11 protein-coding genes are annotated in these 14,531 nt (G+C 68.9%); 5 read left to right on the forward strand and 6 right to left on the reverse strand.

Annotation, left to right across the window (positions count from 1 at the left end; all coding sequences use genetic code 11):
• The first annotated feature begins 97 nt into the window (after positions 1 to 97).
• The 3 genes from ACXIZN_RS15375 to ACXIZN_RS15385 are packed head-to-tail and all read left to right on the forward strand — an operon-like array spanning position 98 to position 3,602.
• The gene (locus tag ACXIZN_RS15375) at positions 98 to 901 is read left to right on the forward strand and encodes an SDR family NAD(P)-dependent oxidoreductase (protein WP_457955178.1); all 804 of its coding nucleotides are present in this window, start codon (positions 98 to 100) and stop codon (positions 899 to 901) included.
• 26 nt (positions 902 to 927) lie between these two features.
• Positions 928 to 2,055 carry a DUF5938 domain-containing protein gene (locus tag ACXIZN_RS15380; protein WP_457955179.1) on the forward strand — a complete coding sequence of 376 codons (1,128 nt, stop codon included), beginning with the start codon at positions 928 to 930 and terminating at the stop codon, positions 2,053 to 2,055.
• Positions 2,056 to 2,072: 17 nt separating this feature from the next.
• A complete protein-coding gene (locus ACXIZN_RS15385) occupies positions 2,073 to 3,602 on the forward strand; it encodes an AMP-binding protein (RefSeq protein WP_457955180.1) in 1,530 nt (509 codons plus the stop codon).
• On the opposite strand, the gene ACXIZN_RS15390 is transcribed toward ACXIZN_RS15385, so the two are convergent.
• Positions 3,599 to 4,504 (reverse strand): Lrp/AsnC family transcriptional regulator, encoded by a 906-nt coding sequence (locus ACXIZN_RS15390; RefSeq protein WP_457955181.1) that lies wholly within the window; start codon positions 4,502 to 4,504, stop codon positions 3,599 to 3,601. The two genes, ACXIZN_RS15385 and ACXIZN_RS15390, sit on opposite strands and share 4 nt — an antisense overlap.
• A gap of 209 nt (positions 4,505 to 4,713) precedes the next feature.
• On the opposite strand from ACXIZN_RS15390, the gene ACXIZN_RS15395 reads away from it, so the two are divergent.
• Together ACXIZN_RS15395 and ACXIZN_RS15400 are read left to right on the forward strand one after the other, a co-directional pair.
• Positions 4,714 to 6,375, forward strand: coding sequence for an amidohydrolase (locus tag ACXIZN_RS15395; protein ID WP_457955182.1), 1,662 nt, complete (start codon positions 4,714 to 4,716; stop codon positions 6,373 to 6,375).
• The gene (locus ACXIZN_RS15400) at positions 6,372 to 7,652 is read left to right on the forward strand and encodes an MFS transporter (RefSeq protein WP_457955183.1); all 1,281 of its coding nucleotides are present in this window, start codon (positions 6,372 to 6,374) and stop codon (positions 7,650 to 7,652) included. Before ACXIZN_RS15395 ends, ACXIZN_RS15400 begins: the two co-directional genes overlap by 4 nt.
• A 248-nt stretch (positions 7,653 to 7,900) precedes the next feature.
• Here the strand turns inward: ACXIZN_RS15400 and ACXIZN_RS15405 are convergent, their stop codons facing one another.
• The 5 genes from ACXIZN_RS15405 to ACXIZN_RS15425 all read right to left on the reverse strand — a co-directional run bounded on the left by ACXIZN_RS15405 (position 7,901) and on the right by ACXIZN_RS15425 (position 14,439).
• Positions 7,901 to 9,475, reverse strand: coding sequence for a succinic semialdehyde dehydrogenase (locus ACXIZN_RS15405; RefSeq protein WP_457955185.1), 1,575 nt, complete (start codon positions 9,473 to 9,475; stop codon positions 7,901 to 7,903).
• A 13-nt stretch (positions 9,476 to 9,488) separates the two neighbouring features.
• Positions 9,489 to 11,117 carry a GMC family oxidoreductase gene (locus ACXIZN_RS15410; protein WP_457955186.1) on the reverse strand — a complete coding sequence of 543 codons (1,629 nt, stop codon included), beginning with the start codon at positions 11,115 to 11,117 and terminating at the stop codon, positions 9,489 to 9,491.
• A gap of 117 nt (positions 11,118 to 11,234) precedes the next feature.
• A complete protein-coding gene (locus tag ACXIZN_RS15415) occupies positions 11,235 to 12,074 on the reverse strand; it encodes an LLM class F420-dependent oxidoreductase (RefSeq protein ID WP_126731263.1) in 840 nt (279 codons plus the stop codon).
• 44 nt (positions 12,075 to 12,118) lie between these two features.
• Complete coding sequence (locus ACXIZN_RS15420) at positions 12,119 to 13,285, reverse strand: CaiB/BaiF CoA transferase family protein (protein WP_457955187.1); 1,167 nt, start codon at positions 13,283 to 13,285, stop codon at positions 12,119 to 12,121.
• Complete coding sequence (locus ACXIZN_RS15425; RefSeq protein ID WP_457955189.1) at positions 13,282 to 14,439, reverse strand: acyl-CoA dehydrogenase family protein; 1,158 nt, start codon at positions 14,437 to 14,439, stop codon at positions 13,282 to 13,284. Before ACXIZN_RS15425 ends, ACXIZN_RS15420 begins: the two co-directional genes overlap by 4 nt.
• Positions 14,440 to 14,531: the final 92 nt, after the last annotated feature.

Consider the following 14,531-nt stretch of genomic DNA (forward strand, 5'->3'; position numbering starts at 1 on the left):
CTTGACGACTGTCCAAGGAAATCTTGACGACTGTCCAAAACTGGCTCAGGATGTGACCCACGCCGCAACCGCGGACCGTCTCAAGGAGGAGAAGTCCATGGGTTCGTACGACCTTTCGGGCCGGAAAGCCCTGGTCACGGGTGGAGCGCAGGGCCTGGGAGCCGGAATGGCCGAAGCGCTGGTCCTGGCGGGCGCCTCGGTGGTCATCGGCGACGTCCAGGAGGATCTCGGGCGCGCCACCGCCGATCAGATCAAGCAGAAGGGCGCCAACGCGGGCTTCGTCCGGCTCGACGTCACCGACGACCAGAGCTGGGAGCAGGCGGTCGCCGCGGTCATCGGCGAACTCGGCGGGCTGGACATCGTGGTGAACAACGCCGGCGTCGAGATCACCGGCCTCGTCGCCGATCTCGACCCCGCCGACGTGCGCAAGATGCTCGACGTCAACGTGCTCGGCACCGCGCTCGGCGTGAAGCACGCCTTCCGCGCGATGCGGCCCGGCGGACCGGCGGGCACCGGCGGCGCCGTCGTGAACATCGCCTCGGTCGCCGCGACCATCGCCTTCCCCGGGATCGCGGGCTATTCGGCGACGAAATCGGCGGTCGACCGGCTGACCAGGGTCGCCGCGATGGAGGCCGGGAAGCTCGGCTACGGCGTCCGCGTCAACTGCGTCTATCCCGGCCTCGTACCAACCCAGATGGGCAACCAGCTCGCGCAGGACGTCGTCGAGGTCGGCCTGTTCCCCAGTGTCGAAGAGGCCATCGGCGCCGTCATCGGGCAGACCCCGGCCGGACGGCTCGGCGAGGTCGCGGACATGGCCGACGCCGTCGTGTTCCTCGCTTCCGACGCGGCCCGCTTCATCACCGGCGCCGGGCTCCCGGTCGACGGCGGAATGGGCATGTGACCAGCACCGACCCGAAAGGAATCACCATGAGCAGCCCCAAACCCGTCGTGGTCTACGGCGCCTCCGGCTACACCGGACGGCTGATCTGCGAGTACCTGCGCGAGTACAACGTCCCGTTCATCGCCGCAGGCCGGGACAAGGCCCGTATCCAGGAGGCGATCGACCACGTCCCCGGCCTCGACACCATCGACCACGAGGTCGTCGAGGTCTCGCACGACGTCGAAGCGCTCACCGAACTGTTCCGCGACGCCAAGGTCGTCTGCAACACCGTCGGCCCGTTCAGCGAGTACGGCCACGAGGTCGTCGAAGCCTGTCTCCGCACCGGAACGCATTACCTCGACACCACCGGCGAACAGGACTGGCTGATCTCCGCCGAGGAGCGCTACGGCGCGCGGATGGCGGAGCAGGGCCTCCTGCTCTCCCCCGGTATCGCGCAGATGTACACCACCGGCGAGATCGCGGCGAACCTCTGCCTGGAGACCCCGGGACTGGACACTTTGGACATCCTGGTGTTCTGGAAGGGTTATCCGACGGTCGCTTCCACGAAGACCATCCTCGTCAACGCCGCGCTCTCGGCCGCGTACTACCTCGAACAGAACGAGTACCTGCCCTGGCCCGCGGACGGCGGCCTGCAGGACGTCACCGTGCCCGGCCACCACGAAACCGGGCTGGCCCTGCCCTGGGGCGGCACGTCGCATCCGGTCTGGTTCAAGAACGACGCCCGCGTGGCCAACGTCAAGGCCGTCGGTGGTGTCTTCGACCGCGCGCTCATGCAGGGGGTGCCGCAGATCGTCGCGGCCGTGCTGGAACAGGTGAAAGACCTGCCACTGGACGAAAAGATGCGCGTGCTGGCCGAGCAGGCCGCAGCGGTGCGCGACGAGATGCCGCCGCGGGAGAACCAGCGGCTCAACACGTCGCTCGATTCGGTGCACGCCTCGGGACCGCTGGGCCGGGCGCACTGCGTCATCCACGGCACGTGCAACTACAAGCAGACCGGGCTGATGCAGGCTTACGGCGCCTATTCGCTGCTGCAGCAGCCGCCGAAGCGGGTCGGTTTCGCGTCCGGGTGCCAGGCTTTCGGCCACCGCGAGCTGCTCGGCGTGCTACGAAGCTTCGGGCTGGTTGCGAAGCCGGTCTTGACCGTCCACGACTGACCCGGGAGGACGAGCGCGTGCGACTGACCGACTACCTCGACAAGGGCGCTTCACTCGATCCGGCGGCGCCCTGCCTCACCATGGGCGACACGTCCCTCAGCTACGCCGACGTGCGGGAACTGTCGTGGCGGGTGGGGCGGGCGCTGGCCCGCTCCGGTGTCAAGCCCGGCGACAAGGTGGCGATCCTGTCCGGGAACGATCCCCTGTCGTTCGGCTGCGTCTTCGGCATCAGCCGGGCCGGCGCCGTGTGGTGCCCGGTCAACCCGCGCAACGAGGCCGCCGAGAACAGGGAACTGCTCGACCTGTTCGACTGCACCTGCCTTCTGGTGCAGGAGCCCTTCGCACCGCTCGTCTCCCGGATGCTCCCCGATCTGCCGAAACTGTCCACAGTGGTCTGTCTCGACGGTTCGATGCCGGGCGCGGTCCCGTTTTCCGACTGGCTCGACGACGCCGAGCCCTGGGAGGAGAGCCCGCCGGACGACCTGGTCCTGCTCGTCGGCACCGGCGGAACCACCGGACGGCCCAAGGCGGTGATGCTCAGTGGCACCAACGTCGAGACGATGTCGGCGCTCACTCTGATGAGCTATCCGTTCACCGGGCGGCCGCGTTACCTGGCGCTCGCCCCGCTGACACACGCGGCCGGCGTGCTCTGTTTCCCGGTCCTGACGCTCGGCGGCGAGATCGTCGTGATGCCGTCGCCGGACCTCGGCGAATTCCTCGCATTGGTCGAAAGCCGCCGGATCACGCACACCTTCCTGCCGCCGACGCTGATCTATCTCCTGCTCGACAATCCGGCACTGGACGGCGCCGATCTTTCGTCGCTGCAATGCCTTTGGTACGGCGCGGCGCCGATGTCGGCCACGAAACTCGCCGAGGCGATCACCCGGATCGGCCCCGTCTTCGGGCAGCTGTTCGGCCAAAGCGAAGCGCCCATGATGATCTCCACGCTCTCCCCCGCCGACCACGTCCATCCCGACGGCTCGCTCGCCCTCGAACGGTTCACCTCGGCGGGCAGGCCCACCCCGCTCACCCAGGTCGCGATCATGTCCGGGACCGGTGAACTGCTGCCGCCCGGCGAACGCGGCGAGATCGTCGTCCGCGGTTCTCTCGTGATGCTCGGCTACTACAAGAATCCGGAGGCCACGGCGGAAGCGAGCGCGCACGGCTGGCATCACACCGGGGACATCGGGTATCTCGACGACGACCACTTCCTCTACATCGTCGACCGCGCCAAGGACATGATCATCACCGGCGGCTTCAACGTCTATTCGGCCGAGGTCGAGCAGGCGCTCATGGCCTGCGAAGCGGTGCAGGACTGTGCCGTCATCGGGCTGCCGCACGAGAAATGGGGCGAGCAGATCACCGCCGTCGTCCAGCTCCACACCGGGAAAACCGTGGCGGCGCACGAACTCCGCGCCGCCGTCAAGGAGCGGCTGGGCAGCATCAAGACCCCCAAGGAGATCCTGCTCTGGCCGGATCTCCCCCGGTCGAAGATCGGCAAGGTGCTCAAGACCGAAATCCGGAAATCCTTGCTGGGCGACGACTAACGCCGCGCGAGTTCGTCCGCGGTCGGCAGCGGCCACTCGTACCGTTCCTTGGCGATGCGGAGGTGCACCCACGTGTCCGCCGTCACGACGTCGGGCCTGCCGCTGATCTCTTCGAGCGCCCGATCGAGGTCGCGGGCGGACTGCGCCGCGATGGTGGCGACGACGTCGAACCGGCCGATGGTCCTGGCCAGGAACTCGGTGTCGTCGCGCGCGGCGAGCGCCGCGGTCACCGAGTCACCGGCGCCCCGCACGTTGAGGCCGATCCCGCAGACCAGCCCGGCGTCCGGGCGTGCGCGGCTGAGCACCGGCGCGATCCGGATGACGTCGTGCTCCAGGAGGAAGCGCACGCGGGTGCGGGTGGCCGACGGCGAGAGCCCGACGTGCCCGGCGATGCTCGCGTAACTTTCCCTGCCGTCGGCCTGCAATCGCAGCATGATCGCGAGGTCGCGGTCGTCCAGCCGCAGCCAGGGCGGCAGCGGACGGCCGGGCATGAACAGACCCTTGACCACGTCCACGTAGACGAGCGTGTTGACCTGCTCCACCTCCGGCAGGCCGCGGATGTCCGCCACCGTGCGATACAGCTCCGGGGAATCGGGCAGGCGAAGCTCGGCGACGGTCTGGTACTCCCCGCTCACCGCGGAGACGAACGCCGCGGCCGGCAGCGCCGCGATGGCGTCCGTCGTCGCCTGCGAGCGGCCCGAGGTTCGGATCGCGAGATGCGCGTACGCGGTCAGGCCGAGGAACTCGGGATGGACCGCCGCGACCACGTTGAGCGAACCGTCGGCCTTCAGCTGTTCCAGCCGCGCTGAGACGGCCGACCGTGACGCCCCGACTCGGTGAGCCAGGTCGGCCACGCTCATCCGGCCGTCCGCGCGCAAAGCCGCGACCAACGCGTCGTCCACGGCGGTTCTCCTCTGCTGAATTTCCGATGGCGCGCAGCACCATATCACCAGCCAGCAGCCCCGATGGGCAGCCGAGATTGCGTGTTCTGTCCATAACCATATACATATCGATCGTGAACACCGTCCGTACACGACCGATCTGATTGCGCTCCCGGTTTTCGTCGCTTACCTTCGCCCCACTTCACCGACGAACCCCTGGAGTCCGCGCGATGCGTCTGCTGCCCCTCGATCGTTCAGTCCTCGACGCGAGAGCGACGATCCTGCATCCCGACGAGCTGGTGACCGTCGACGACGCCACGGAAGGCGCCGAAGCGGTGCTCGTGTTCGGCGAGGAGATCGCCGCGGTCGGCTCCGTGGACGAGTGCCGCGCCCGGGCGGCGAGTCTCGGCCACCCCGAGCCGGAGGTGCGACGACTGCCGGGCACGCTCCTGCCGGGCTTCGTCGATCCGCACGCGCATCCCTTGATGTACGGGCAGATGATGACCTGGGTCGACTGCGGTCCCGAACGCGCGTCGACCATTCCCGAGATCGTCGCGCTGCTGCGTGAGGCAGCCGAGAACACCCCGGCGGGCAGGCCCGTCCGCGGTTACGGCTACGAGCACCGCAACCTCGCCGAGAAACGCCACCCCCGCAAGGAGGAGCTCGACGCGGTCGCCGAAGACCGCGAGGTCTACCTCATGAACGCGAGCGGCCACGGTGGCGTGGTCAACAGCTTCACGTTGCGGCGCAACGGCGTCACCCGCGACACCCCGGATCCCGACGGCGGGGTGTTCTTCCGGGACGAGCACGGCGGGCTCACCGGGGAGCTGTCGGACGCGGCGTGCAACATCCTCACCGGCGTCACCGGGGTGAAGGTCGGGCGGCACGGGCCGAACTTCCACCTCGAGGACGAGCCGGAGGAGCACGCACGGCAGCTGGCCGCCGCACAGGAGAAGTTCCTCGCCGCGGGCGTGACCGCGATCGGCGACGCCCAGGTCACGCGCCGCGAGTTCGACATGTACCTGCGGCTGGACGAAGCCGGGCAGCTCAAGACGCGTGTCCACATGTACCTGCTGTCGCATCTGCTCGACCAGGCGCTGGAAATGGGGCTGCACGGCGCTTTCGGCACCACGCGCCTCGCGTTCGCGGGGATCAAGTTCTACGCCGACGGCACGCTCGGCGGCTGGACCGCGTACTTCCCGGACGGCTACGTCGGCGATCCTTGCCGTACCGGGCAGCTCTACCACGACCCGAAGGACTACTCGGCGCTGATCGGCAAGGCCCACGAGGCCGGGCTCCAGACCGCGACCCACGCCCAGTCCCCCGACGCGATCGCCATGGTGCTCGACGCCATCGAGGACGCGCAGCGACGGAATCCGCGGCCCGACGCCCGTCACCGCATCGAGCATTGCGGGTTGCCGTCCCCGGAACAGATCCAGCGGATGGCCGAGCTCGGCGTCCACCCGGTCAACCAGCCGCAGCACTACTACAACTGGGGCGAAGGCGTCACCGACGCGGTCGGCACACCCGGCGAGCGGTTCAACCCCCTCGGCGAGTTCCAGGCGGCGGGCGTCCCGGTCACGCTGAGCTCGGACGCCCCGGTCGCGGAGCCGAACCCGCTCGAAGCCATCCAGACCGCGGTGACCAGGACGACCCGCCGCGGTCACCGGCTCGGCGGCGACGAACTGCTGATCGACGTCCGGTCGGCCGTCGCCGCCCACACGATCGCCGGCGCCAGGGTGCTCGGCCGTGAACGCGACCTCGGCTCGATCACCCCCGGCAAACGCGCCGATTTCGTGCTGCTCGGCGAGAATCCCCTCACCTGCGAGCCGGACCGGATCGCCGGTATCCGCGTGCTCGAAACCTGGATCGACGGCGAGGTGGCCCGATGAGCGTCCAGACCGACACCCACTCGCTCCGCCGAGCCCGCCGGGCCGGGCTCGCGGCCTTCGTCGGCACCACGATCGAGTGGTACGACTTCTACATCTACGCCACGGCGGCGAGCCTGGTCTTCGGCACCGTGTTCTTCCCCGAAACCGGTGACCGGCTGACCGGCGTCGCGGCGGCCTTCGCGACGTACGCCGTCGGCTTCTTCGCCAGGCCGCTCGGCGGCATCGTGTTCGGGCACGTCGGCGACCGGGTCGGCCGCAAGACCGCGCTCGTGGTGACCCTGACCATGATGGGCGCGGCGACCTTCCTCGTCGGCTGCCTGCCCGGCTACGCGCAGATCGGCACGTGGGCGCCCATCCTGCTGGTGGTGCTCAGGTTCGTCCAAGGGCTCGCCGTCGGCGGCGAATGGGGCGGCGCCGTGCTCATGGCCGTCGAACACGCGCCACCGGACAGGAAGACCTTCTACGGCGCCTTCGCGCAGGCGGGGAACCCGGCGGGCGCGCTGCTGGCCACCGGTCTGTTCAGTCTCCTGAGCACCGGCGGCACCGAATGGCTCACCACGTGGGGCTGGCGGATCCCGTTCTTCGCGTCGGTGCTGCTCATCGGCGTCGGCCTCATCGTGCGGCTGAAGGTCGAAGAGTCACCGGTCTTCGAGGAGACCGTCGAAGAAACCGGCGTGCCGATCCTGTACGCCATCCGGACGAACTGGAAGCCGATCCTGCTGGGCATCTGCGTGCTGCCCGTCGCGGTCGGCGGCTATTACCTGGTCACCACCTTCGCGACGGCGTACGCGACCGATCCGGCCGTCGGCGTCTCCGAATCGCTCGTGCTCAACGCGCTCACCATCGCCGCGTTCGTCGAACTGGTCGTCAGCTTCGGCGCGGCCTGGCTCGGCGATCGCTTCGGCCGCGTGCGGGTGGTCGTGATCGGCCTGGCCGGGGTCGCCGTGCTCGCGGCTCCGCAGTTCCTGGTGCTCTCGACCAAGAACGCGGCGCTGATCATCGCGGCGTTCGTGGCGATGCGCCTGGCGATGACGGCGACCTACAGCCCGATCGCCGCCGTCCTGTCGCAGATGTTCCGGCCGCGGGCGCGCTACACCAGCATCTCGCTGTCGTACCAGCTGGCGGGCGCGCTCTTCGGCGGGCTCTCGCCGCTGGTGTCGACGCTGCTGTACCAGGCGACCGGCAGTATCTGGCCGGCGATCGGGCTGCTGATCGGCATGTGCGTGCTGAGCATCGTCTGCGTGCTGGCCGCGCCTCAGCACACCGACGAGGTCTAGCCGGTCGCACCGATACGGCCCGATGTCCCCAATGTCGCATCAGGGACACTGAGCGTCTCCAATGCGACATTGGGAACTGACCGGCTCCCGATCCGCCGCTCACGCCTCGCAGGGCGGGCCCCGGACCTCCAACGGCCGTGTCGCGAAAGCCACTTTGGGGACATCTGATGTCGCGAAAGTGGCTTTCGCGACACGGCCGGCTCCCGCGTGCTGGCCGCGCCTCAGCACACCGACTCCGTGGACACGGCCTAGCGGATGCGCAACCGCCGCATGAGTTTCAGCCCCGTCAACATCCCCTCGACGTACTTCTCGTAGGTCTGGCCGCCGCGGGGACCCATGACCTGCTTCTTGAGCACCGCCACGTTCTTCACGTCGGTGTACTTGAGCAGGCCCTGGTCCCCGTGGCGGGCACCGACCCCCGAATTCTTGACCCCGCCGGACGGCGTCCCCTTCGAGGCGTACGCGGTGGCCAGGATGTCGTTGATGTTGACGTTGCCGGACTCGATCCGCGCGGCCACGGCGCGCGCGGCGCCGGCGTCGGTGCCCCAGACGGAGGCGTTGAGGCCGTACTCGGTGTCGTTCGCGAGCGCGACAGCCTCGTCGACCGTGCGGTACTTGTGCAGCGCGACAACGGGCCCGAAGGTTTCGGTGACGCCGCAGAGCATGTCCTTCGTGACGCCTTCGAGGATCGTCGGTTCGAAGAACGCCGGGCCGAGATCGGGCCGCGGCTTTCCTCCACAAAGGACGGTCGCGCCCTTGGCCACGGCGTCGTCCACATGGGACTTGACCCGGCTCATGTGGTCGACGGAGACGAGCGAGCCCATGTCCGGGCCGAAGTCATAGGCGGCGCGGACGTCGAGTGCCTTGGTCTTGGCCACGTACGCGTTCTTGAACTCGTCGTAACGGGACTCCGGCAGGTAGATCCGTTCGATGTGCATGCAGATCTGCCCGGTGTTGCCGAAAGCGCCGAAGATCGCGCCCTGCACGGTCTCGGCGAGGTCGGCGTCTTCGAGCACGATCATCGGGTTCTTGCCGCCGAGTTCGAGACAGCAGCCGATGAGGTTGCGGCCCGCCCGTTCGCCGATCACCCGGCCGGTGGCGGTGGAACCGGTGAACATCACGTAGTTCGCCTCGTCGATGAGCGTCGGGCCGACGTCCGGGCCCTCACCGCACACGACCTGGAACAACCCCTTCGGCAGTCCCGCCTTCTCCAGCAGCTCGACGCCGTAGAGCGGGGAGAGCGCGGTCTTGTTGTCGGGTTTCAGCACCACCGCGTTGCCGGCCATCAGCGCCGGAATGGCGTCGGAAATGCCGGTGGCGAACGGGAAGTTCCACGGCGCGATGATCCCGACGACGCCCTTGGGCTGCCTGACCTCGGTCGACGTCGTCAGGAACGGGACCGGCCCGCCCCGTTTGGTCGGCGCCAGCAGCCTGGCGGCCCGCGTGAGGTAATGGCTCATCACCATCGCCGGATCGCAGGTCTCCTCGATCGCCATCCGCCGGTTCTTGCCGCTCTCGACCTGGATGAGGTCGGTGACGGCCGGCGCGTTGTCGACGAAGAGCGTGTGCGCCCGTTTGAACACCTCCAGCCGCTGCTTGAGCGGTGTTGCGGCCCATTTCTCCTGCGCGGCGCGCGCGGTGGTGAACGCCTGCTCGATGTCGGCGGGGGTCGACTGGGGCAGCTCGACGAGCACGTCACCGGTGTAGACCTCGGTGAGTTCCCAGGTCGCGCCGGAGGAGCCCGGCACGCGAGCGACGAGCCTTTGGAGGAACGCGTCGGTCACCGACGCCGGTCGGGTGAGCGCGAGCGGTGTGACGGTCATGGCCCTCTTTCCGTCAGTTGTCCGAGAGGACGAGCTGCGCGCCCATCTCGCCGATCATGATGGCGGGCGCGTTGGTGTTGCCGCCGGTGATCGACGGCATGATCGACGCGTCGCAGACCCGCAGGCCGTCGACCCCGCGAACCTTGAGGTCCGGCGTGACGACCGCGAGCTCGTCGACGCCCATCCGGCAGGTGCCGACGCCGTGGTAGACCGACGTCGCGCGGTTCAGGATCGCGTCGCGCAGCTCCTGGCCCCGCAGCGACGCGCCCGGATGGAGCTCTTCCTTGATCGAGCCGTTGAAGGCCCTCGACGCGAAGATCTCGCGCACCATCTCCGAGCCTTCGCCGAGCAGTTCGAGATCGGCCGGGTCGGACAGGTACTGCGGGTCGATGAGCGGCGCCGCCGTGGGATCGGCCGAAGCGAGGCGCAGCGTGCCGCGGCTCTTCGGGTAGATCAGCGTGGTCAGCACGGTGAGCGCGGGCCGTTTGTCGACGTCGTGGCGGATCGGCGCGTCCTGGTTGGGCGTCACGTACGCCCACGGCAGGAGGTGCAGCTGGAGGTCGGGCACCTCGGTGGCCTGTGAGGTCTTGAGGAAGGCGACCGCCTCGAAGACCGAGTTCGCCAGGAACGTCGTCCCGGGCCGCAGCAGTTCGCTGACGAGGCCGCGTGCGAAGTACGGCGGCGTTCCCCGGTTCTTGCTCGACGACGCGCGGAAGGTCAGCGCGTGGAACATGTGGTCGTGCAGGTTGTCGCCGACCGGCAGGTCCGCGACGACGTCGATGCCGTGTTCCTTGAGGTGCTCGGCGTGGCCGATCCCGGACAGCATCAGCAGATGCGCGGACCCGACGAAGCCCGCCGAGAGGATGACCTCCTTGCCCGCGCGGAGGATTCGCTGTCCCCCGTTCGCGTCGACGACCTCGACGCCGACCGCGCGGCCGTTCTCGATGACCACCTTCTTCGCCAGCATCCCGGACTGGACCTCCAGCGTGGCCGGCGCGAGGTGGTGGATGTAGCCGCGCGAGGCGCTGTAGCGCAGGCCGTCGGCGGCGTTCTGCTGCATCCGGCTGACGCCCTCTTGCGACCCGGCGTTGTAGTCGTCGAGGATCTCGCAGCCGATCGCGTCGGCGGTCGCCTGGAGGAACTGGAGCGTGCCCTCCTGCGGGGTCTTGTTGCGGGTGACCCGGATCGGCCCGCCCGCGCCGCGGAACTCGGTCTCGCCGTCCTCGAAGTCCTCCATCCGCTTGTACGCGGCGTTGACGCTGTCGGCGTCCCAGCCCTTGTTGCCCTCGGCGGCCCAGGAGTCGAAGTTGGCGCGGTTGCCGCGGACGTAGACCATGCCGTTGATGGAGCTGGAACCGCCGACCACCTTGCCGCGCGGCACCGGCATCCGGCGATCGAGAACGTGTTTCTGCGGCACCGAGTAGTAGCCCCAGTCGAACGGTTTCTTGAGCTGGGGCACCGCGTGCATCGGGCCGACCAGCCCCGGCTTCCTGACGAGCAGCTTGTCGTCGCTCTTGCCCGCCTCCAGCACGATCACGCTGGCCCCGGACTCCGCCAGCCTGCCCGCGATCGCGGCTCCCGAGCTGCCCGATCCGACGACCACGTAGTCGGCCTCGTCGCCGCGCGCAGCCCTGTTCGCCATGTCCGCTCCTCGGTCCGCCCACCGTGCAGAACTGTAACCTGTTCTAGTTCTGTCACCGTATAGCGAGACCGGCCGGTTCCGCAACGGGCGGTCGCTCCCCGGCCGGTCTTCGAGACCTCAGCGCAGCGGTTCGAGCACCTTCGCCAGCGGCTCCAGCACGGCGGGGGTGTGCGGCGGCGGCAGGTAGATGATCGCCAGGTCGAGGCCCGCTTCACCGAGGGCTTCGGCGTCCGCGGCGACCTTGGCGTAGTCCCCGTCCGTGCCGAGGCGGACGTGCGAGGACAAGGTGATCTCCTTCGGATCACGCCCGATGTCCGCGCAGTGCCGGTGCAGCACCTCGCGCTTGTGCGCGAACTCCTCCGGCGTGCCGCCGACGAAGTTCCAGTGCTGGGCGTACTTCGCGGCCGTGCGCAGGGTCCGCTTCTCACCGCTGCCCCCGATGCAGATCGGCGGATGCGGCTTCTGCACGCCCTTCGGTTCACAGCGGGCGTCGGTCAGCTGATAGTGCTCGCCTTGGAACGTGGTGGTCTCCTGGGTCAGCAGGCCGACGAGCACCTCGCATGCCTCCTCGAACCGGTCACTGCGTTCCTTGATGGTGCCCAGTTCCATGCCGTACGCGCCGGATTCCTCTTCGTTCCAGCCCGCGCCGACGCCGATCTCCAGCCGTCCGCCGGAAACGATGTCCAGTGTCGCGGCCATGTTCGCGAGAAGCGCGGGGTGACGGTAGTGGATCCCGCTGACCAGCGTGCCCAGCCGGAGCCGTTTCGTGGCCTGCGCGAGCGCGGTGAGGGTCACCCACCCTTCCAGGCACGGACCGGTCGAATCCGAGAAAATGGGATAGAAGTGATCGAAGGTCCAGCCGGATTCGAAGAGTTCGATCTCGTCGGCGGCCTGCCAGACGGCGAGCATGTCGGACCAGACGGTGTCCTGTGGCGAAGTCTTGATGGCGAATCGCATGATCTCGAGCGTAAACCTGGAGTTCCTCCAGTCGCTCCCGGAATTCAGCGGGCGATGCCACGGCGAAGGTAATCGTCGGCGTCCACTCCGGACTCGACGAGCAACGCTCGCGTGTGTTCACCCAGCGCCGGGACGTCGCCCATGCACGCCTCGAAATCGTCGAAGGTCACCGGCGGCAGCAAGGCGTCGATCCGGGCGGATTCGGTGCCGACCTTGCGCCAGCGATCGCGGGCCCGCAACTGGGGATGATCGGCGACCTGGCCGACGTCCTTGAGCTGGGCGGCGGGAACCCCGGCCGCGGCGAGCCGTTCGTCGAGTTCGCCGTTGGACCACAGGGAGGTCCGGGCCGCGACGGCCTCGTCGCATTCCGCGCGGTGGGCCACGCGACGCACGTTCGTGGTGAAGCGCGGATCGTCGGCGAGTTCGGGCGCGTCGAGGACGTCGGTGACGAGGGTGCGCCAGCCGGTGTCGTTCTGGACGCCGATCAGCATCTGGCCGTCGCGCGTGGGAAAGGCGTCGTACGGCGCGATCGAACTGTGGCTCAGCCCCATCCGCTCCGGCTCGGTCCCGGCGTACATCCGGGTGTTGAGGGCGTAGCCCATCCATTCGACGGTGGCCTCCAGCATGGAGACCTCGATCGTCGCGCCCTCGCCGGTGCGCCAGCGGCGCAGCAACGCCGCCAGCACCGCCTGCGCGCAGTACATGCCCGAGGCGATGTCGGCGGTCGGAATCCCGGTCTTCGCCGGAGCTTCCGGCGTGCCGGTGATCGCGATGAGCCCGGCTTCGGCCTGGATCAGCATGTCGTAGGCCTTGCGCTGCTCCATCGGCCCGCCCGAGCCGAAACCGGACAGGTTCACCACGACCAGCTCCGGGTGAGCCGCGCGCAGGTCACCGAAACCGAGCCGCTCCGCCGCGCCCGGGGCGAGGTTCTGCACGAACACGTCGGCCTTCGCGACCAGCCGCCAGACGACGTCACGGCCTTCGGCGGTCTTGAGGTCGACGGCGAGCGACTCCTTGCCCCGGTTGAGCCACACGAAATGCGCGCCGCTTCCGTGCACGGCGTGGTCGTAGGCGCGCGCGAAATCCCCGCCGTCGACGCGTTCGACCTTGATCACGCGCGCGCCGAGGTCGGCGAGGTTGCGGGTGGCCAGCGGAGCGGCGACGGCCTGCTCGATGGCGACGACCGTGACCCCTTCGAGTGGCCGGGTCATGCTTTCTTCTTCTCGGCCCGCACCAGGCCACCGCCGATGATCAGCCGCTGGATCTCACTGGTGCCCTCGTACAGCCGCATCAACCGGACGTCGCGGTAGATGCGTTCGACCGCGACCTCGCGCATGTAGCCACTGCCGCCGTGCACCTGTACCGCGAGGTCGGCGGCCTTGCCCGCCATTTCGGTGCAGAACAGCTTCGCCGCCGACGGCGCGATCCGCCGGTCCTCCCCCGTCACGTAAGCCCGAGCGGCCTCACGGGCGAGCGCCCGGCCGGCGAGCACACCGGTCTGCTGATCCGCGAGCATCGCCTGCACCAGCTGGAAATCCCCGATCGGCGTGCCGCCCTGGGTCGCGGTGGCGGCGTAGGCGACCGACTCGTCGAGCGCGCGTTGCGCCGTCCCGACCGCGAGACCCGCCATGTGGATCCGGCCGCGCGCCAGCGACGTCATCGCCGCCTTGTACCCGACCTCCCCGTCTCCGCCGACCAGCGCCTCCGGCCCGACGCGGACCTGCGAGAACGTCACGTCCGCGGTACGCGAACCCTCCTGCCCCATCTTGGCGTCCTTCGCCCCGACCGTGATGCCAGGCGCGTCCGCGGGCACCAGGAACACCGCGATGCCGGTGTCGATGCGCGCGAAAACCACGAACAGCCCGGCCTCGGTGGCGTTGGTGATGAACTGCTTGCCGCCGTCGATCACCCAGCCGTCGCCGTCCGGCTTCGCGCTGGTCCGCAGACCGGCCGGGTTGGATCCGGCACCCGGCTCGGTGAGCGCGAACGACGCGACGATCTCACCCGACGCGATACCCGGCAGCCACCGCGCCCGCTGTTCGTCCGTGCCGAACCCGACCAGTACCTGCCCGGCGATCCCGTTGTTCGTCCCGAACATCGACCGCAACGCCAACGACGTGTAACCCAGCGTCATCGCCACCTCGACGTCCTGCACCAGATCGAGGCCGAGCCCGCCCCACTCCTGGGGGATCGCGTACCCGAACAACCCCATCTCCGCGGCCTGCGCCCGCAGATCGGCCGGGATGGCGTCCGTGCTCATGATCTCCAGCTCGCGAGGCATCACGCGGGTGCGGACGAAGTCGTCGATCTGGGCGAGGACGTCCGCGAAAACGTCGTCGGGGACGTCGGGGTTGCCGGTGTACATGCCGCTCACTATCGATCACCGACCAGACTTCGGTCCACCTCCAAGAGTGGATCCGGCCGTGAGACCTACCGGAGATGTTGATCACCGTCCTA

Source organism: Amycolatopsis sp. TRM77291, assembly GCF_054166285.1.